This window comes from Pseudomonas sivasensis (assembly GCF_013778505.1).
Taxonomy (GTDB): domain Bacteria; phylum Pseudomonadota; class Gammaproteobacteria; order Pseudomonadales; family Pseudomonadaceae; genus Aquipseudomonas; species Aquipseudomonas sivasensis.
The window spans coordinates 185,761-204,942 of sequence record NZ_JAAOWU010000004.1 but is presented as its reverse complement, the minus strand read 5'-3'; the positions used below and the strand labels follow the sequence as shown (position 1 = coordinate 204,942).

Annotated in this window: 16 protein-coding genes; all 16 read left to right on the top strand. The window is 59.3% G+C overall.

The window, feature by feature from the left end; genetic code table 11:
* Window positions 1-10: 10 nt before the first annotated feature.
* The 16 genes from flgK to fliI all read left to right on the top strand — a co-directional run bounded on the left by flgK (window position 11) and on the right by fliI (window position 19,179).
* A complete protein-coding gene (gene flgK, locus G9Q84_RS09905) occupies window positions 11-2,059 on the top strand; it encodes a flagellar hook-associated protein FlgK (protein WP_181643240.1) in 2,049 nt (682 codons plus the stop codon).
* 14 nt (window positions 2,060-2,073) lie between these two features.
* The gene (locus tag G9Q84_RS09900; protein WP_122754434.1) at window positions 2,074-3,714 is read left to right on the top strand and encodes a flagellar hook-associated protein 3; all 1,641 of its coding nucleotides are present in this window, start codon (window positions 2,074-2,076) and stop codon (window positions 3,712-3,714) included.
* Between the two features lie 276 nt (window positions 3,715-3,990).
* On the top strand, window positions 3,991-4,920 hold the full coding sequence (locus tag G9Q84_RS09895) for a ketoacyl-ACP synthase III (protein ID WP_032887863.1): 930 nt from the start codon (window positions 3,991-3,993) through the stop codon (window positions 4,918-4,920).
* 265 nt (window positions 4,921-5,185) lie between these two features.
* The gene (locus G9Q84_RS09890; RefSeq protein ID WP_122754433.1) at window positions 5,186-6,664 is read left to right on the top strand and encodes a flagellin N-terminal helical domain-containing protein; all 1,479 of its coding nucleotides are present in this window, start codon (window positions 5,186-5,188) and stop codon (window positions 6,662-6,664) included.
* A 74-nt stretch (window positions 6,665-6,738) separates the two neighbouring features.
* Complete coding sequence (locus tag G9Q84_RS09885; RefSeq protein ID WP_122754432.1) at window positions 6,739-7,089, top strand: flagellar protein FlaG; 351 nt, start codon at window positions 6,739-6,741, stop codon at window positions 7,087-7,089.
* Between the two features lie 80 nt (window positions 7,090-7,169).
* Window positions 7,170-8,573 carry a flagellar filament capping protein FliD gene (gene fliD, locus G9Q84_RS09880; RefSeq protein ID WP_122754431.1) on the top strand — a complete coding sequence of 468 codons (1,404 nt, stop codon included), beginning with the start codon at window positions 7,170-7,172 and terminating at the stop codon, window positions 8,571-8,573.
* A 139-nt stretch (window positions 8,574-8,712) separates the two neighbouring features.
* Window positions 8,713-9,117 carry a flagellar export chaperone FliS gene (gene fliS, locus G9Q84_RS09875; RefSeq protein WP_122754430.1) on the top strand — a complete coding sequence of 135 codons (405 nt, stop codon included), beginning with the start codon at window positions 8,713-8,715 and terminating at the stop codon, window positions 9,115-9,117.
* Between the two features lie 26 nt (window positions 9,118-9,143).
* Complete coding sequence (gene fliT / locus G9Q84_RS09870; protein WP_028617332.1) at window positions 9,144-9,440, top strand: flagellar protein FliT; 297 nt, start codon at window positions 9,144-9,146, stop codon at window positions 9,438-9,440.
* A gap of 170 nt (window positions 9,441-9,610) precedes the next feature.
* Window positions 9,611-11,086: a sigma-54 dependent transcriptional regulator gene (locus tag G9Q84_RS09865; RefSeq protein ID WP_032887872.1), complete on the top strand. Its 1,476-nt coding sequence runs from the start codon at window positions 9,611-9,613 to the stop codon at window positions 11,084-11,086.
* 110 nt (window positions 11,087-11,196) lie between these two features.
* Window positions 11,197-12,408 carry a sensor histidine kinase gene (locus G9Q84_RS09860; RefSeq protein WP_032888090.1) on the top strand — a complete coding sequence of 404 codons (1,212 nt, stop codon included), beginning with the start codon at window positions 11,197-11,199 and terminating at the stop codon, window positions 12,406-12,408.
* Window positions 12,409-12,414: 6 nt separating this feature from the next.
* The gene (locus G9Q84_RS09855) at window positions 12,415-13,791 is read left to right on the top strand and encodes a sigma-54-dependent transcriptional regulator (RefSeq protein ID WP_122754429.1); all 1,377 of its coding nucleotides are present in this window, start codon (window positions 12,415-12,417) and stop codon (window positions 13,789-13,791) included.
* 128 nt (window positions 13,792-13,919) lie between these two features.
* Window positions 13,920-14,249, top strand: a complete 330-nt coding sequence (fliE, locus tag G9Q84_RS09850; RefSeq protein ID WP_017134937.1) for a flagellar hook-basal body complex protein FliE — start codon at window positions 13,920-13,922, stop codon at window positions 14,247-14,249.
* A 16-nt stretch (window positions 14,250-14,265) separates the two neighbouring features.
* Entirely contained in the window at window positions 14,266-16,047 is a 1,782-nt protein-coding gene (gene fliF / locus G9Q84_RS09845; protein WP_032887876.1) for a flagellar basal-body MS-ring/collar protein FliF, read from the top strand.
* Window positions 16,040-17,056 carry a flagellar motor switch protein FliG gene (fliG, locus tag G9Q84_RS09840; protein WP_032887877.1) on the top strand — a complete coding sequence of 339 codons (1,017 nt, stop codon included), beginning with the start codon at window positions 16,040-16,042 and terminating at the stop codon, window positions 17,054-17,056. The genes fliF and fliG overlap by 8 nt, the downstream gene beginning before the upstream one ends.
* A gap of 10 nt (window positions 17,057-17,066) precedes the next feature.
* The gene (gene fliH / locus G9Q84_RS09835) at window positions 17,067-17,831 is read left to right on the top strand and encodes a flagellar assembly protein FliH (RefSeq protein WP_032887879.1); all 765 of its coding nucleotides are present in this window, start codon (window positions 17,067-17,069) and stop codon (window positions 17,829-17,831) included.
* A complete protein-coding gene (fliI, locus tag G9Q84_RS09830; protein WP_032887880.1) occupies window positions 17,821-19,179 on the top strand; it encodes a flagellar protein export ATPase FliI in 1,359 nt (452 codons plus the stop codon). Before fliH ends, fliI begins: the two co-directional genes overlap by 11 nt.
* The last annotated feature ends 3 nt before the right edge of the window (window positions 19,180-19,182 follow it).

Here is a 19,182-nt window from a genome sequence, read left to right as displayed (position 1 = left end):
GGTCTGAACCATGAGTTTGCTCAATATCGGGATGTCGGGGCTTAACGCCGCTCAAGGATCGTTGTCGGTCTTGAGTAACAACATCGCCAACGCCAATACCGCGGGCTATTCGCGTCAGCAGACCACCCAGAGCGCGAACGCGTCGAATCAGTACGGCGGCGTGTTCATCGGCAGCGGCACCACCCTGGCCGACGTGCGCCGGGTCTACAACGAATACCTGGACACCGCTTACCAGAACAGCACCTCGCTCAACAGCGATGCCAAGGCTTACCTGGACCAGATCAGTGCGGTCGACAAGACCCTGTCGGACAAGACCACCGGCATGTCCGCCGTGCTCAGCTCGTTCTTCGCGGCGGTGCAGACCGCCTCGGCCAGTCCGAACGATGCTTCGGCCCGTCAGATCCTGCTTACGAATGCCCAGACCCTGACCAACCGGTTCAACACCATCTCCAGCCAGTTGAGCCAGCAGAAAGAGACCATCAACAGCCAGTTGACCTCGATGAGCGATCAGGTCAACCAACTGACGTCGTCGATTGCGTCCCTCAACAAGCAGATCGCCCAGGTACAGGGTTCGTCGAACACCTCCCCGGCCAACCTGCTGGACTCCCGTGCCGAGGCTGTGCGCTCGCTCAATGAGTTGATTGGCGTGACCGCCACGGAAAAGAACGGCGTGTTCAGCCTCAGCACCGGCAGTGGCCAGTCCCTGGTGCTGGGCGATCAGTCCAGCAGCATTTCCGCGGTGCCGAGCAAGAGCGACACCAGCCAGTACACGATCCAGCTCAATGCGCCGGGCGGTACCGCCCTGGACTTGGGCAACGTGATCAGTGGCGGCAGCATCGGTGGCCTGCTGCGTTATCGCAGCGATGCGCTGATGCCGGCAATCAATGACTTGGGGCGTATCGCGATTGTCACTGCCGATGCGCTCAACAGCCAGTTGGGCCAAGGCCTGGACCTCAATGGCGAGTTCGGCGCCTCGATGTTCACCGACATCAATAACGCAGCCTCCGTTGCCCTGCGTAGCCAGGCGGCCCAAGGCAACCTGGGCGACGGCGCCTTGGGCGTGACGATCAAAGACAGCAGCCAGTTGACCAACTTCGATTACAAGGTCAGCTTCAACGATGTGACCAATCTCAACAAGGTGACGGTCCTGCGATCCGACGGCAAGGCTATGGGCACTTATGACCTGAGTGCCACGCCGCCGCCGGTTATCGACGGTTTCACCCTGGCGGTCCAGAGCGGCGCAGTGCAGGCGGGTGACAGCTTCAAGGTCAGCCCGACCGCCAACGGCGCCAAGGAAATCGGCACCGTGCTCAGCGATCCGAGCAAGATTGCCTTTGCCGCGCCGTTGCAGGGCGAGGCGGGTAAAACCAACCAGGGCACCGGCACCTTTACGCCGCCGACCCTCACAGTGCCTCTGGATATCCAGGGTGGCGCCGACACCGCGCAATTGCGTACGGGCATTGAGCACTCGATGCCGGTGACGATGGTCTTTGGTAAACCCGCGGCCGATGGCACTCAGGCTTACACCCTCAGCAACGCCCAGGGTGATCCGATCGGCTCCGGCACTATCATTCCAGGCCAGGCCAACAAGATCAGCATCAGCGTGCCGATGCGCGATGCCGGCGGTGTCTTGTTGTCGCCAGCCAAGAGCTTCAGCTTCGACACCACGGTGGGCGGTTCGCCAGCGAACGGCGACAGCACCTCCTTCTCGTTCAATGCCTCCGGCAAGTCCGACAACCGTAACGCCCAGGCCCTGCTCAACCTGCAGACCAAGTCAACCGTAGGCCTCGCGGCCGATGGCAGTGGCGGCACCAGCCTGGTGGGGGCCAACAGCAAGTTGGTCTCGACCGTCGGCGCCAAGGCCGCAGCGGCCACCACAGACACCACAGCGACCAACGCGCTGTTGACGGCCAACAAGAACGCACGCAACTCCGTATCCCAGGTCAACCTGGATGAAGAAGCGGGCGACATGATCAAGTTCCAGCAGTACTACACAGCGTCGTCGCAGATCATCAAGGCTGCGCAAGAAACCTTCAGCACGCTGATCAATAGTCTTTAAGGGAGTCTGGGACGATGCGCATTTCTACACAGCAGTATTTCGACACCAGTGCCAGCAAGTATCAGAACAATTATTCAGGTGTGGTGCAGGCCCAGCAGCAGGCCAGCTCCGGCGTGCGTGTGCAGACCGCCGCCGATGATCCGGTGGCTGCCCAGCGCTTGCTGATGCTGCAACAGCAGAAAGATATGCTGTCGCAGTACAGCGGCAATATCACCAGTATTCAGAACAAGCTGACTAACGAAGAAAGCATCCTGGATGCGATCAACACCACGATCCAGGCCGGCAGCCAACTGGCGCTGCGTGCCGGTGGCGTGACCAGTGATGCTGACCGCAAGTCCATTTCGGTTGAGGTGGGCGCGCTTGAGGATCAACTGTTGGGCTTGCTCAACAGCAAGGACTCGGCCGGCAATTATCTGTTCTCAGGCTCCAAGACCGACACGCCGCCGTACTCGCGCAACAACGATGGTACTTACAGCTATCAGGGCGACGAGAACGAGCTGAGCCTGCAGGTATCCGAGACCCTGACGGTTCGCACCGGCGACACCGGCAAGACCATCCTGGAAGGGGCGGTCAACACCAGTCGCACCCAGTCCAATTACCTCGCGCCTGCCACTGCGCCGGTGGCGCCTGCGATTTCGCCGCCGCTGGTCGACGACCACAAGGTCGCCTTATCGAGCGGCCTTGTGACTTCGGGTTCCGACTACACCCGGCAGTTTGCCGACGGCCAGCCGTACAAACTGACGTTCACCAGTAGCACCCAGTACGTCATTACCGACAAAGACAACAACGACATTACTTCGCAGGTTGCCGGTAACGGGACGTTCGACTCCACCAAGGAAGGCAGCGCCAGCGTCAACCTGCGTGGCGTCAAGTTCGATATCACGGTAGACCTGACCGACCTTGCCACCGGGCCTGATGCCGATGCGCTGGTCAAGGGGCGTGAGTTCAGCCTCAGTGCCAAGCCTGACGGGTTCAACATCGCTCGAACCCCGAGCAACACTTCCAGCGCGCAATTGACCAATGCCAGCGTCAGCAGTGCGGCCAACTATTCGAGCACGTTTCCTAACAGCGGCGTATTGATCAAGTTCGACGACACCGACCCGACGGCCTACAAGGTCTATGCCCAGCCGTATACCGCCGGCAGCAAACCGATCGTGGACAATGGCGTCATCACTCCCGGCACCGGCACCCCGCCAGGCCCGAGCACCATCACGGCGGCAGGCGTTACCTTCGAACTGAGCGGCACGCCGAACGTTGGCGACCAGTTTTCGGTGGGCAACACCACCCAGAAAACCCAGAACGCCCTCGATACGCTAGGTCAACTGCGCAAGGCTCTGGAACAACCGGCGGACGGCATTCCGGGCGCGCGGGTCAAGCTTCAGGACGCCCTCAACGCCGCCGTCAGTAACCTGACCAGCTCGGCCGACCAAGTGGACAACGTACGTGGCTCCATCGGTGCGCGTGAAAATGCGTTGACGGTGCAGGCCAGCGCAAACACTAGCATCAGCTTGGCCAACACCACGACCATGAGTGCACTGGCCAACGTCGACATGGGTGAGGCGGCGATCAACCTGACGCTTCAGCAAACCATGCTCGAAGCCTCGCAGCTGGCGTTCGTGAAAGTCTCGCAGTTGAGCCTGTTCAACAAGATGTAAGTGGCGCCAAGTCAAGCGGCCCGCTCTGGAAACAGGGCGGGCCGTTGTCGTTTCTGGGGTTAAATTGTTGAAACGTTTTGCATAAAGCGCACAAAATTGAGTGACCTGTGAGTCATAAAGCGCATCTTCACTGTATCGTGTGAAAAGGATAAGTCGTCACAGGGTCCTTGCGGGGCGGCTTTCAGCGAGATTTTTATGGGGTTATCCCCTTTATTGTCAGCACTCCGGGCGCAGTCCTCGGGGTGTTCTCCAGCTATTTAGTATTGGGAAGCCACAATGATTGGCATAAAAAGCATCGCCAGTTACGTGCCGGCAGACGGGATCGATAACTACGCCCAGGGTGCCAAATTCGCCAAGGATGAAGAATTCATCATTGGCAAGATCGGTTCTGCGTTCCTGCCGCGCAAGGAAGCCGCGCAGGAAACCTCCGATCTGTGTGTCGAGGCGGTCAACGCTTTGTTTGCCAACAACCCGGATCTGAAGCGCGAATCGATTGATGCGCTGATCGTCGTCACCCAGAACGGTGATGAAGAGGGTTTGCCCCACACCGCCGCGATCGTCCAGGACAAACTGGGCCTGCCGACGCATGTGGCGGCCTTTGATATTTCCCTGGGCTGCTCCGGCTACGTCTACGGTATCTACGCGATGAAGGGCTTCATGGAAGCCACTGGCCTGAAAAACGGCCTGCTGATCACCGCCGACCCGTATTCGAAGATCGTCGACCCGGAAGACCGTAACACCACCATGCTGTTCGGCGACGCCGCTACCGCCACCTGGATGGGTGAAGACGCGCCGTGGTTGCTGGGCAAGTCCAAATTCGGCACCGATGGTTCCGGCGCACCGCACTTGAAGGTCAGTGATGGCGTGTTCTTCATGAACGGTCGCCAGGTCTTCAACTTCGCCTTGCTCAAGGTGCCGGCGCATTTGCACGAACTGCTCAACGAGTCGGACCTCAAGGCTGATGAGATCGACGCGTTCTGCATTCACCAGGGCAGTGCGGCCATCGTTGATGCCGTGGCACGCCGTTTTGAAGATGCCCCGGTGGACAAGTTCATCAAGGACATGGTCGAGACCGGCAACACCGTGTCGTCGAGCATTCCACTGCTGCTGGAAAAGCACGTGATGGACGCCAAGTGGAAGCGCGTGGCAATCAGCGGTTTTGGTGTGGGTCTGTCGTGGGGTTCGGCGATTCTGTATCGCCCGTGACGCTTTAATAGGCTGCATAAAAAAACGCCGATGATCTAGAGATCATCGGCGTTTTTTATTTGGCGCCAGAAAAGCCAATGAATCCGGGGTTTTGAGCTGATGTAAGCCGTTGAATTGCAAAGGGTGGCACGGCGCCAGTAAAAAAAATCAAAAAAATCCTCAAGCAACTGCCTACCACGACGATAACTATTACGTAGGTTCTCAGGCCACACCCGGCGGTTGCCAGGGCCGGAAGCCGCAGTATCCATCCAACGAGGATTTCGTCATGGCTTTAACAGTAAACACCAACATTGCTTCGATCACTACTCAGGGCAACCTGAACAAAGCTGGCGGCGCCCTGGCCACTTCCATGCAGCGCCTGTCTTCCGGCCTGCGTATCAACAGCGCTAAAGACGACGCAGCTGGCCTGCAGATCGCTAACCGCCTGACCAGCCAAATCAACGGCCTGGGTCAAGCAGTAAAAAACGTGAACGACGGTATCTCCATCGCTCAGACCGCTGAAGGCGCGATGCAGGCTTCGACCGACATCCTGCAAAAAATGCGTACCCTGGCTCTGTCTTCCGCTACTGGCTCCCTCAGCAATGACGACCGTAAGTCGAACAACGACGAATACCAGGCTCTGACTGCTGAACTGACCCGTATCTCGCAGACCACTACTTTCGGTGGCCAGAAGCTGCTGGACGGTTCGTACGGTACCAAGGCTATTCAGGTTGGCGCCAACGCTAACGAAACCATCAACCTGAGCCTGGAAAACGTTGCTGCCAACAAAATTGGTTCGCAGCAGATTAAAAGTTCTGACGTCACTATCACCGAAAAAGGTTTGGCTGCAGGCGACATCGCTGTAACAGGTAACGGCCAGACCAAAACCGTAAGCTACCTTGAAGGGGCTTCCGCAAAAAGCATTGCTGCTCAGCTCAATGGTTCGATCGGTGGCCTTACTGCGAGCGCCAGCACCGAGGTCAAGCTGAGTGTTGATACGTCCAAGACCACTGGTGCAGCGACACCGACCTCTGCCAACTTCACGCTTACTGTTGGTGATGGTAAAGCGGTGAACTTCATCGGTGTTACCGATAACGCTAGCCTGGCTGACCAGCTGAAGTCCAACTCCGCTAAACTGGGTATCAGCGTCAACTATGACGAAATTAACGATACCTTGGAAATCAAATCCGATTCTGGCGAAAATTTGGTATTCGGTGCGGGCACGGATGCTAGTGCTGTTTCTGTAAACGCCAAAAACGGTAAGGGCGAATACACATTCGATACAGCTACTCCTCCTGCTGAGAAGTTCACCCCCCTGTCGGATACAGCAGCGTCCACCGTTACCGGTCAAGTCTCGCTTGATTCGGCTAAAGGCTACTCCCTGGCTGCCGGCGCTGGTGGTGATGGTGTAACCGCTCTGTTCGGTAAAGCCAGCGTTGTGGCAGAGAAGACTGCCATCTCTGACACCACCGTAACTGACGCCAACAGCGCTCAGAACGCCCTGGCTGTAATTGACAAGGCCATCGGCACCATCGACAGCGTGCGTTCGGGTCTGGGTGCTACCCAGAACCGTCTGACTACCACTGCAGACAACCTGCAGAACATTCAGAAGAACTCCACCGCTGCACGTTCCACCGTTCAGGACGTCGACTTCGCTTCCGAGACCGCCGAACTGACCAAGCAACAAACCCTGCAGTCGGCTTCCACCGCGATCCTGTCGCAGGCTAACCAGCTGCCATCCGCTGTACTGAAGCTGCTTCAGTAATCCCAGCGCTTGGTAACTAACGGAAGGGCGCGTCTACGTGCCCTTCCGTTTTTTCGGTTTAGAGGAGATTGGACATGGACATGAGTGTAAAGCTGAACCAGTCTTATCCGCCGGTTGCACCTCAAAGCGCACCTGCCAAGGTAGTGGCTGACAACAACGTTGTGAATGTCCAGGCAACGCCCGCGATTAGCCAAGAGCCCGCACGCGCCGACCTGGAAAAAGCAGTCACCGATATTCGCGATTTCGTTCAAGCTACCCAGCGTAGCCTCGATTTTTCCATTGATGATTCCACCCACCGTGTGGTGGTCAAGGTCATCAATACCGACAATGGTGAAGTGATTCGCCAGATTCCGTCGGAAACAGCATTGAAGCTGGCACAGAACCTCAGCAGCGCAAGCAACCTGTTGTTTGACGACAAGGCCTGAGCTGGCATGAAACTTGTTGCTGTCCGGTCTTGAGGCGTAATAAGTCAAGATAACGGCAGCCACCGAACAGGAGATAGATGATGGCGGGTTCAACGGTAAGTGGTATCGGTTCGAACATCGATACGCAAGCGATCGTGACATCCTTGGTTAACGCCGAAAAGGTGCCCAAGCAAACGCAGATCAATACCGCGTCTCAGAAGGCGACCACCACGCTGTCTTCGATCGGCAAGATTCAGGCCGCGCTGGATGCGTTTCGTGGTGCACTGGACAACATGGCAACCAGTTCCAGCTTCACCGGTTTGACCGGTTCGTCTTCGGACGAAAAAGTTGCAACCATGACTGCGAGTAATACGGCCTCGAACGGCAGCTTTCGATTAATTGTCAGTCAGCTGGCGCAGGCATCGAAATTGTCGTCTCAAACCTTCAAAGGCGGCACATCGACCGTGGTGAATGCCACTGACAAGCCGACGACATTAACTATCAGCCAGTCCGGCAAGAATTACGATGTCAGTATCCCCGTCGGCGCGACCCTGCAGCAGGTGCGTGATTCGATCAATACCCAGTTCGGCACGTCGGGGTTGAGTGCGAACATCCAGACTGACTCCAACGGATCGCGATTGATCCTGACCTCGACTACCATGGGTACGGGGTCTGATCTGAAGCTGTCGGGTAATTCGGGCTTGGATGTCGGCGCTACAGTAGTTGATGAGCCCAAGGATGCGCTTTACAGCATCGACGGTGTTGCTTCGGTCTCCAAGACCAATAGCATCGAAGGCGCATTGAGCGGCGTGAATATCAAGCTGGTATCGGTGTCGGCGCTCAAGACGGCGGGTGACACAGCTAAGGACCCAGATAGAACCGCCACGCTGATTACTGTAAGCACCAACAACGCGGCACTCAAATCAGGGGTCAAGGGTTTTGTAGATACTTACAATGCGCTGATTACTGCGATGAACGCTGAAACCAAGGTCACCACTAACCTGGATGGTAGCACCACGGCGGCAAGCCTCACCGGTGACTCCACCATGCGCTCGTTGCAGGCGGCAATTCGTAACGAGTTCAACCAGCTGTCGGGAACAGGCAAGTTCAAGTCCTTGGCTCAATTTGGTGTCACCACCAGTTCCAGCAACGGTTTGTTGGCCCTGGACGACAAAAAGTGGGACGCGGCGGTAAAAACCAACGCAGCCGATATCAACAGTATGTTCAGCGGCCCTGACGGCATGCTGGCGCGCATGAAAAGCGCTACGGATGATTACGCCAAGTCCACGACGGGCATCCTGGCTACGCGCTCCACGTCTTTGTCCGACACACTCAAAGACTTGACCAAGCAGCAGTCGTCCCTCGACGAGCGCATGACCCTGCTCACCAGCAGCCTGTCGGCCAAATACAACGCCATGGACACCCTGGTCGCCCAATTGCGCCAGCAAAGCACCAGCGTCATGACCACGCTCAACGCCTTGAACAATCCCAAAACCAATAGCTGATGCCTGCGCATGAAAAAGGCCAGGCAATCTGCCTGGCCTTTTTTTATCGCGGGACAACTGGCCCTAAAGCTTTTTGCGAACCCGTCGACATATTGGTTACTAGAATCCTTTTCGCTGTCGCCCGTCACGAGGTAGAAACATGAATCCCATGAGAGCCCTTCGCCAATACCAGAAGGTCAATTCCCATGCTCAGATCTCCGAAGCCAGCCCTCATCGCCTGGTGCAGATGCTGATGGAAGGCGGGCTCGACCGCATGGCCCAGGCCAAGGGCGCGCTGGCGCGTGGCGACATCGCACAGAAGGGGCTGATGCTCGGCAAGGCCATTGATATCGTGATCGGCCTGCGTGACGGCCTGAACGCTGATAAGAGTGATAACCCGGCTTACGTTCAGCAGTTGGAAAGTCTGTATGCGTACATGACCAACCGTCTGATGGAAGCCAACCTGCATAACGACGCTGACATGATCGACGAAGTTGCTCGTTTGATGATTACCGTTAAAGAAGGCTGGGATGCGATTGGCGCGCCACAGGCTGCAGCAGAATAAGGCCTGGGTGCCTTGAGGAACACGTCATGAGCCAAGCACTGCAACGCATTGATGAAACCCGTGAGGCGCTGATGGGCGCGCTGGCAGACCGTAACTGGGACGCCATTGGCGAGCTGGATATGGGCTGTCGCGACGTGATCGAGCAGGTGCTCAGCGAAGCACCGGTGGATGAGGATGCGTTGCGTGAAAAGCTTGAGAGTTTGTTGGCGGTATACCAGCAATTGCTTGAGGTGACGACCGGCGAACGCCAGGCGATTTTCGAAGAGATGTCGCAGATCAACCAAGCGAAAAATGCGTCAAAGGTTTACCATCTGTTCGGCTGAACAGTCGAAGTTAATCCTACCGGCGCGTCATAAATTTGACCGTGCCAGCATTTTTGACTTAACTAGTGCTGTTTTCAGATTTCAGACGTCTATAAGGTAAGAAGTCTTACAGGCGCCTCGATTGCCCTCAATCTCGGGGCAGGAAGTTTTACTAGGGAAGTTGCTATTGCATGTGGCGTGAAACCAAAATTCTGCTGATCGATGACGATAGCGTCCGCCGCCGCGACTTGGCGGTGATTTTGAATTTTCTTGGCGAAGAAAATCTGCCCTGCGGTAGCCATGACTGGCAGCAGGCGGCCAGCTCATTGTCATCGAGCCGTGATGTCATTTGTGTGCTGATCGGGACAGTAAACGCTCCAGGCGCTGTTTTGGGCTTGTTAAAGACACTGTCTACGTGGGATGAGTTCCTTCCGGTCCTGCTAATTGGAGATATTTCTTCTGTTGAGCTGCCGGAAGACCAGCGCCGCCGCGTGCTTTCCAGCCTGGAAATGCCTCCCAGCTACAGCAAATTGCTTGATTCCCTGCACCGTGCCCAGGTCTATCGGGAGATGTACGACCAGGCCCGCGAGCGCGGTCGCCACCGCGAACCTAATCTATTCCGCAGCCTTGTCGGCACCAGCCGCGCCATCCAGCACGTGCGCCAGATGATGCAGCAAGTGGCCGATACCGACGCCAGCGTGCTGATCCTCGGCGAGTCGGGCACTGGCAAAGAAGTGGTCGCGCGTAACCTGCACTACCATTCCAAGCGCCGCGACGGGCCATTTGTGCCGGTCAACTGCGGGGCGATCCCTGCAGAGCTGCTCGAAAGCGAACTGTTCGGCCATGAGAAGGGCGCCTTTACCGGGGCGATCACCAGCCGTGCCGGGCGTTTCGAGCTGGCCAACGGCGGCACCCTGTTCCTTGACGAAATCGGCGACATGCCGCTGCCGATGCAGGTCAAGCTGTTGCGCGTATTGCAGGAGCGCACCTTCGAGCGCGTGGGCAGCAACAAGACCCAGAGCGTCGACGTACGCATCATCGCCGCTACCCACAAGAACCTCGAAAGCATGATCGAGGTGGGCAGCTTCCGTGAAGACTTGTACTACCGCCTAAACGTTTTCCCAATCGAGATGGCCCCGCTGCGTGAGCGCGTGGAAGACATCCCGCTGCTGATGAATGAACTGATCTCGCGCATGGAACACGAAAAGCGCGGCTCGATTCGCTTCAACTCCGCTGCGATCATGTCCCTGTGCCGCCATGGCTGGCCGGGCAACGTCCGTGAGCTGGCCAACCTGGTGGAGCGCATGGCGATCATGCACCCCTACGGTGTGATCGGCGTGGTCGAGCTGCCGAAGAAATTCCGCTACGTCGACGACGAAGACGAGCAGATGGTCGACAGTCTGCGCAGTGACATGGAAGAGCGGGTCGCCATCAACGGCCATACCCCGGACTTCGGTTCTACCGCCATGCTTCCGCCGGAAGGTCTCGACCTCAAAGACTACCTCGGCAACCTGGAGCAAGGCTTGATCCAACAGGCCCTGGACGACGCCAACGGCATTGTCGCCCGTGCCGCCGAGCGCCTGCGTATCCGTCGAACCACCCTGGTGGAAAAGATGCGCAAGTACGGTATGAGCCGCCGAGAAGGTGATGAACAGGCAGATGATTGACGCCTGTTTTTCAAGCCGCTGATTAATCAGCGGTTTTTTTTCGGCACAAGTATTGCTACAGCCCTCGCAACGTTCCGTTTAACTGACGGTCAGCCAAGCGAGAGAGCATGATGCCCCACGCCGCCCAACTATCTTCGGCCCCTGCCATCCAGGGACTGATTGCGCCTGTAGAACCGCAGACCCGCCAGGGTCTTGAACAAGCGTTCTCGCAGTTCAACCAGATGTCGAGCCAACTGACTGATTCCTACAGCCTGCTGGAGGCCCGGGTCTGCGAGCTGAAAGGCGAACTGGCGGTAGTTAGCGCCCAGCGCATGCAAGAGCTGGCCGAGAAAGAGCGCTTGGCCAACCGTCTGCAGAACCTGCTGTCGCTGCTGCCCGGTGGCGTTATCGTCATTGACGAGGAGGGCCGCGTGCGCGAAGCCAATCCGGCAGCCTGCGACATGCTCGGCCTGCCGCTGGAAGGCGAGCTGTGGCGCCACGTCATTACCCGCTGCTTTGCGCCGCGCGAGGATGATGGTCACGAAATCTCCCTTAAAGACGGGCGCCGCCTGTCCATCGCTACCCGTTCCCTGGACGCTGAGCCAGGGCAATTGGTGCTGCTCAACGACCTGACCGAAACCCGTCACCTGCAAGACCAATTGGCGCGCCACGAGCGTTTGTCCTCGTTGGGCCGAATGGTCGCTTCTTTGGCGCATCAGATCCGTACGCCGTTGTCGGCGGCCTTGATTTACGCCAGTCATTTGACTGATGAACAATTGCCCGCTGCCACACAGCAGCGGTTTGCTGGTCGTCTCAAAGAGCGCCTGCACGAACTGGAGCATCAGGTACGCGACATGTTGGTGTTTGCCCGCGGCGAATTGCCGCTGACTGACCGCGTGACACCTGCCCAATTGATGCAGGCCCTGCAAGCGGCGGCGGCCACCCATATTCAAGACACTCAGGTGCGTTGGCAGTGCGACAGCCACCTTGGCGAGTTGCTGTGCAATCGCGACACCCTGGTGGGCGCGTTGCTTAACCTGATCGAAAACGCTATCCAGGCCAGCGGCCCGGGCGCACGGCTCAAGGTGCACCTGTACAACCGCGAGCAAACCCTGCGCCTGTGCATCAGCGACAGCGGTGCTGGCATTGATCCTGTGGTGCTTAAGCGCCTTGGCGAACCCTTTTTCACCACCAAGACCAATGGAACCGGCCTCGGCCTGACCGTGGTCAAGGCTGTGGCGCGTGCCCATCAGGGAGAATTGCAGCTGCATTCCCGACTGGGGCGTGGCACGTGTGCATTGATGAGCTTGCCGCTGTTTTCATGCGCGGCAAGCGCGGAGTAAAAAGTAATGGCTATCAAGGTTCTGTTGGTGGAAGACGATCGCGCCCTGCGTGAAGCATTGGCGGACACGCTGCTGTTGGCGGGTCATGACTACCGGGCGGTCGGTTCTGCCGAGGACGCCTTGGACGCGGTGGAGCAGGAAACCTTCAGCCTGGTGGTCAGTGACGTGAACATGCCCGGCATGGACGGCCACCAGTTACTGGCCTTGCTGCGCGCGCGCCAGCCGCAACTGCCGGTGTTGCTGATGACCGCTCACGGCGCGGTGGAGCGTGCGGTGGACGCTATGCGCCAAGGCGCGGCGGATTACCTGGTCAAGCCGTTCGAACCCAAGGCGCTGATCGAACTGGTGGCGCGGCACGCCCTGGGTGTTATCCCTGCCAACGAAGGCGAAGGCCCGATTGCCTTCGAGCCGGCCAGTGCGCAATTGCTTGAGCTGGCGGCCCGGGTGGCGCGCAGTGATTCCACGGTGCTGATCTCCGGCGAGTCCGGTACCGGTAAAGAGGTGCTGGCACGTTACATCCACCAGCAATCCACTCGCGCCAAACAACCGTTCATCGCCATCAATTGCGCGGCGATCCCCGACAACATGCTTGAAGCCACCTTGTTCGGTCATGAAAAAGGCTCGTTCACTGGCGCCATCGCGGCCCAGGCCGGCAAGTTCGAACAGGCCGATGGCGGCACCATTCTGCTGGATGAAATCTCGGAAATGCCTCTGGGCCTGCAAGCCAAGCTGCTGCGGGTGCTGCAAGAGCGCGAAGTGGAGCGCGTCGGTGCGCGTAAACCGATCCAGTTGGATATCCGTGTGGTCGCCACCACCAACCGCGACCTTGCTGGCGAAGTGGCGGCGGGGCGCTTCCGCGAAGACCTGTTCTACCGGCTATCAGTATTCCCCCTGGCCTGGCGCCCGCTGCGTGAGCGTCCGGCGGACATCATTCCGCTGGCCGAGCGGTTGCTGAACAACCACGTCAAAAAAATGAAGCACGCCCAGGCGCGGCTCTCGGCCGAGGCGCAAGCGTGTCTCATCAGCTATCCCTGGCCGGGCAACGTGCGCGAGTTGGATAACGCCATCCAGCGCGCGCTGATTCTGCAACAGGGTGGCTTGATCCAGCCCCAGGATTTCTGCCTGGCCATGGGCAGTGGTGCGGCCCCATTGCCTACCTTGGCGCCCACGCCGGTGGTTGCAGAGGCTGAGTCTGCCGGTGCCCTGGGGGACGACCTGCGTCGCCGCGAATTCCAGATGATCATCGACACCCTGCGCGCCGAGCGCGGCCGTCGCAAAGAGGCCGCCGAGCGTCTGGGCATCAGTCCGCGCACCCTGCGCTACAAGCTGGCGCAGATGCGCGACGCCGGGATGGACGTCGAGGCGTATCTGTTCGCCACATAACCGGTAACAACGTCGATAAGGTTTGTCGCCTTTTCTTACGAGTTGATACAGAGCTGGCACCCTTGTTGCTACCTCCCCTAGTAATCGCTGCGTAGTGTCAAAAATTTGCGGGTTGGAGAGAGAAGTTCATGAGCCAGGGTATTGAGTTCAATCGGTTGATGTTGGATATGCGCTCCATGCAAATGGATGCCATGGCTCAACCGAAATCCGTCGCGCCAGCGCCGGAATTGGGCCAAAGCAGCTTCGCCGACATGCTCGGCCAGGCCATCAACAAAGTCAGTGACACCCAGCAAGCTTCCAGCCAGTTGGCCACCGCGTTCGAGATCGGCAAAAGCGGCGTGGACCTCACCGATGTGATGGTCGCCTCGCAAAAGGCCAGCGTCTCCTTTCAGGCTCTGACCCAAGTGCGTAACAAGTTGGTTCAGGCCTATCAAGACATCATGCAGATGCCGGTTTAAGGGCGAGATTTAAGTCATGGCAGAAGCAGTCTCCGACAACGTACCCGCCAAGGCAGACGGCAAGCCGCCGCTGTTTGGCCTGTCGTTCCTGGAAAACCTCTCGGAAATGACCATGTTGCGTCAGGTGGGCCTGATGGTCGGCCTGGCTGCCAGCGTGGCGATTGGTTTCGCCGTGGTGTTGTGGTCGCAACAACCCGATTACCGTCCGCTTTACGGCAGCCTGGCGGGCATGGATTCCAAGCAGATCATGGAAACCCTCGCCGCCGCCGACATCGCCTACACCGTAGAGCCTAACTCTGGCGCGCTGCTGGTTAAGGCCGATGACGTGGCCCGTGCGCGCATGAAGCTTGCCGCTGCCGGCGTAACGCCGTCCGACAGCAATATCGGTTTTGAAATCCTCGACAAGGACCAGGGCCTCGGGACCAGCCAGTTCATGGAAGCCACGCGCTACCGTCGTGGCCTGGAAGGCGAGCTGGCCCGCACCATCTCCAGCTTGAACAACGTCAAGGGCGCCCGTGTGCACTTGGCCATTCCGAAAAGCTCGGTATTTGTGCGCGACGAGCGCAAGCCAAGTGCCTCGGTACTGGTGGAACTGTTTTCCGGCCGTTCGCTGGAGCCTGGCCAGGTTCTGGCGATCATCAACCTGGTGGCCACCAGCGTTCCCGAACTGAGCAAGTCGCAAATCACCGTTGTCGACCAGAAGGGCAACCTGCTGTCCGACATGGCGGAAAACTCCGCCCTGACCCAGGCCGGCAAGCAATTTGACTACAGCCGCCGTATGGAAAGCATGCTCACCCAGCGTGTGCACAACATCCTGCAACCGGTGCTGGGCAACGACCGCTACAAGGCTGAGGTGTCCGCCGACGTGGACTTCAGTGCCGTCGAGTCGACCTCCGAGCAGTTCAACCCGGACCAGCCAGCGCTGCGCAGCGAACAGTCCACCAGCGAACAACGCACCGCCAGCAATGGTCCGCAAGGTGTGCCGGGTGCCCTGAGCAACCAGCCACCAGCCCCGGCTTCGGCCCCGCAAACCACCGGTGGCGCTGCTGCCACCGCTGGCGCGATCCAGCCCGGCCAGCCATTGTTGGACGCCAACGGCCAGCAGATCATGGACCCGGCCACCGGCCAACCGATGCTCGCCCCGTACCCGGCGGACAAGCGTAACCAGTCCACCAAGAACTTCGAACTCGATCGCTCCATCAGCCACACCAAGCAGCAGCAGGGTCGCGTCAATCGCCTGTCGGTGTCGGTGGTGGTCGATGACCAGGTCAAGGTCAATGCGGCGGATGGCGCCGTTACCCGTGCGCCGTGGAGCGCCGACGAATTGGCGCGCTTCACTCGCCTCGTGCAGGACGCCGTCGGCTTTGACGCCAGTCGTGGTGACAGCGTCAGCGTGATCAACATGCCGTTCTCCGCCGAGCGCGGTGAAGTCATCGCCGAAGCGGCGTTCTACACCCAGCCGTGGTTCTGGGACATCGTCAAGCAAGTGCTGGGTGTGTTGTTCATCCTGGTATTGGTGTTCGGCGTGCTGCGCCCGGTGCTCAACAACATCACCGGCAACGGCAAGAACAAACAGCTGGCGGCGTTTGGCGGCAGTGACGTCGAGTTGGGTGGCATGGGCGGCCTAGACGGCGAACTGGCCAACGACCGCGTCAGCCTCGGCGGCCCGCAAAGCATCCTGTTGCCAAGCCCGAGCGAAGGTTACGACGCTCAGTTGAACGCAATCAAAAGTCTGGTAGCAGAAGACCCGGGCCGTGTGGCCCAGGTCGTGAAAGAGTGGATTAACGCAGATGAGTGATCGAGCCGCTGTTGCCAAGCTCACCAAGGTCGACAAAGCCGCAGTCCTGCTGCTGTCGCTCGGTGAAACCGATGCCGCCCAAGTGCTGCGCCACATGGGGCCCAAAGAGGTCCAGCGTGTGGGCGTGGCCATGGCGCAGATGCGCAATGTGCACCGTGAGCAAGTCGAGCAGGTGATGAGCGAGTTCGTCGAGATCGTCGGCGACCAGACCAGCCTGGGCGTCGGCTCCGACAGCTACATCCGCAAGATGCTCACCTCGGCCCTGGGCGAAGACAAGGCCAACGGCCTGATCGACCGCATCCTGTTGGGCGGCAACACCAGCGGTCTGGACAGCCTCAAGTGGATGGAACCGCGCGCCGTCGCCGACGTGATCCGCTTTGAACACCCGCAGATCCAGGCCATCGTGGTGGCGTACCTCGATCCGGACCAAGCCGGTGAAGTGCTCGGCCATTTCGACCATAAAGTGCGCCTGGACATCATCCTGCGCGTCTCGTCGCTGAACACCGTGCAGCCGGCGGCCCTGAAAGAATTGAACACCATCCTGGAGAAGCAGTTCTCCGGCAACTCGAATGCCTCGCGGACCACCTTGGGTGGTATCAAGCGTGCGGCAGACATCATGAACTTCCTCGACAGCTCGGTCGAAGGCCAGTTGATGGACTCGATCCGCGAGATCGACGACACCCTGTCCGGCCAGATCGAAGACCTCATGTTCGTGTTCAACAACCTCTCCGATGTCGACGATCGTGGCATCCAGGCGTTGCTGCGCGAAGTGTCCTCCGACGTGCTGGTGCTTGCCCTCAAAGGCTCGGACGAAGGCGTCAAAGAGAAGATCTTCAAGAACATGTCCAAGCGTGCTTCCGAACTGTTGCGCGACGACCTGGAAGCCAAAGGCCCGGTGCGCGTCAGCGACGTAGAAACCGCGCAGAAAGAAATCCTCACCATTGCCCGCCGTATGGCCGAAGCCGGAGAAATCGTTCTCGGTGGGAAGGGCGGCGAAGAAATGATCTAAGGCGCCCCTGATGTCGAACAAAGATGAGGCGCCCAGCGATCTGATTCGCGCACGGGATGTCGGTGGGTTCGACATCTGGTCGTTGCCCAGCTTCGACCCGCATGTGCCCGAGCCTGAGCCGGAACCCGTTGAAGAAACGCCGGTGGAAATGGAAGAAGTGCCGCTGGAAGAAGTCCAGCCACTGACCCTGGAAGAGTTGGAAAGCATCCGCCAGGAGGCTTACAACGAAGGCTTCGCTGCGGGTGAAAAAGACGGTTTTCGCAGCACCACTCTCAAGGTGCGCCAAGAGGCCGAAGCGGCGCTGAGCGTCAAGCTGGCCAGCCTGGAACGTTTGATGGGTGTGCTGTTCGACCCTATCGCCGAGCAGGATGCGCAGATTGAAAAATCCATGGTCGGCCTGGTGGAGCATATTGCACGCCAGGTGATCCAGCGCGAACTGGTACTCGACTCCAGCCATATCGAAAGCGTGATGCGCGAAGCACTCAAGCTGCTGCCCCTGGGTGTCGGCAATGTGCGGCTGTACATCAACCCGCAGGATTTCGAACAGGTCAAAGCCCTGCGCGAGCGCCATGAAGAAACCTGGCGCATCGTCGAAGACGCAGCGCTGCAGCCCGGTGGTTGCCGGGTCGAGACCGAACACAGCCGCATTGATGCGACGGTGGAAACCCGCATCAGCCAGATCATGGCCAAGCTGCTGGATCAAGTCCACGAGCAGGTGTTGAACCCAGCCGAACCTGACCTCAGCGTCGACCTGGACGCCGCCGATGCGCCTTGATCGCACCAGCTTCGTCAAGCGCCTGAGCGGCTACGTCGAGGCCACTGAATTGCCCGGCCAGCCGATCCTTGAAGGGCGTCTGTTGCGCATGGTCGGCCTGACCCTCGAAGCCGAGGGCCTGCGCGCCGCCATGGGCAGCCGCTGTATGGTGATCAACGATGACAGCTACCATCCGGTGCAGGTCGAAGCGGAAGTGATGGGCTTTTCCGGCAACAAGATCTTCCTGATGCCCGTCGGCAGCCTGGCGGGCATCGCCCCCGGCGCCCGCGTGGTACCGCTGGCCGATACCGGCCGCCTGCCCATGGGCATGAGCATGCTCGGCCGGGTGCTGGACGGCGCCGGTCGTGCGTTGGACGGCAAGGGCGGCATGAAAGCCGAAGACTGGGTGCCGATGGACGGCCCCACCATCAACCCGCTCAATCGCAACCCCATCAGCGTGCCGCTGGATGTGGGCATCCGCAGCATCAACGGTTTATTGACGGTCGGCCGCGGCCAGCGTCTGGGCCTGTTCGCCGGTACCGGTGTGGGTAAGTCGGTGTTGCTCGGCATGATGACGCGCTTTACCGAGGCCGACATCATCGTGGTGGGGCTGATCGGCGAGCGGGGCAGGGAAGTTAAGGAATTCATCGAGCACAGCCTCGGTGAAGAAGGCCTCAAGCGCTCCGTCGTCGTCGCCTCCCCAGCGGATGATGCGCCGCTGATGCGTTTGCGCGCGGCGATGTACTGCACGCGCATCGCCGAATACTTTCGCGACAAGGGCAAGAACGTCCTGTTGCTGATGGACTCGCTCACCCGTTTTGCCCAGGCCCAGCGGGAAATCGCCCTGGCCATCGGCGAACCGCCGGCGACCAAGGGCTACCCGCCGTCGGTGTTCGCCAAGCTGCCGAAACTGGTGGAACGCGCCGGTAATGCCGAGGCCGGTGGCGGCTCGATCACTGCGTTCTACACGGTGTTGTCCGAAGGCGATGACCAGCAGGACCCTATCGCCGACTCGGCGCGGGGCGTGCTCGACGGCCACATTGTGCTGTCGCGCCGTTTGGCCGAAGAAGGGCACTACCCGGCTATCGATATCGAAGCGTCCATCAGCCGGGTCATGCCGGCGGTGGTCACGCCGGAGCATATGGTCCGCGCGCAACAGTTCAAGCAGTTGTGGTCGCGCTATCAACAGAGCCGCGACCTGATCAGCGTTGGCGCCTACGTGGCCGGTGGCGATCGCGACACCGACCTGGCGATCGCCCTGCAACCGCAGTTGGTGACTTACCTGCGCCAAGGCCTCAACGACAAGATCAGCATGGGTGAAAGCGAAGCGCATCTGCATTCCATCTTCGCCCCTGCGCCAGGCGGCTAAGCC

Coding starts and splice junctions, on each gene's coding strand:
- G9Q84_RS09895 (WP_032887863.1), top strand. CDS start 3,991: ATGATTGGCATAAAAAGCATCGCCAGTTACGTGCCGGCAGACGGGATC.
- fliE (WP_017134937.1), top strand. CDS start 13,920: ATGAGCCAGGGTATTGAGTTCAATCGGTTGATGTTGGATATGCGCTCC.
- fliD (WP_122754431.1), top strand. CDS start 7,170: ATGGCGGGTTCAACGGTAAGTGGTATCGGTTCGAACATCGATACGCAA.
- fliG (WP_032887877.1), top strand. CDS start 16,040: ATGAGTGATCGAGCCGCTGTTGCCAAGCTCACCAAGGTCGACAAAGCC.
- G9Q84_RS09900 (WP_122754434.1), top strand. CDS start 2,074: ATGCGCATTTCTACACAGCAGTATTTCGACACCAGTGCCAGCAAGTAT.
- G9Q84_RS09855 (WP_122754429.1), top strand. CDS start 12,415: ATGGCTATCAAGGTTCTGTTGGTGGAAGACGATCGCGCCCTGCGTGAA.
- fliI (WP_032887880.1), top strand. CDS start 17,821: ATGCGCCTTGATCGCACCAGCTTCGTCAAGCGCCTGAGCGGCTACGTC.
- G9Q84_RS09885 (WP_122754432.1), top strand. CDS start 6,739: ATGGACATGAGTGTAAAGCTGAACCAGTCTTATCCGCCGGTTGCACCT.
- fliF (WP_032887876.1), top strand. CDS start 14,266: ATGGCAGAAGCAGTCTCCGACAACGTACCCGCCAAGGCAGACGGCAAG.
- fliT (WP_028617332.1), top strand. CDS start 9,144: ATGAGCCAAGCACTGCAACGCATTGATGAAACCCGTGAGGCGCTGATG.
- G9Q84_RS09890 (WP_122754433.1), top strand. CDS start 5,186: ATGGCTTTAACAGTAAACACCAACATTGCTTCGATCACTACTCAGGGC.
- fliS (WP_122754430.1), top strand. CDS start 8,713: ATGAATCCCATGAGAGCCCTTCGCCAATACCAGAAGGTCAATTCCCAT.
- flgK (WP_181643240.1), top strand. CDS start 11: ATGAGTTTGCTCAATATCGGGATGTCGGGGCTTAACGCCGCTCAAGGA.
- G9Q84_RS09865 (WP_032887872.1), top strand. CDS start 9,611: ATGTGGCGTGAAACCAAAATTCTGCTGATCGATGACGATAGCGTCCGC.
- fliH (WP_032887879.1), top strand. CDS start 17,067: ATGTCGAACAAAGATGAGGCGCCCAGCGATCTGATTCGCGCACGGGAT.
- G9Q84_RS09860 (WP_032888090.1), top strand. CDS start 11,197: ATGCCCCACGCCGCCCAACTATCTTCGGCCCCTGCCATCCAGGGACTG.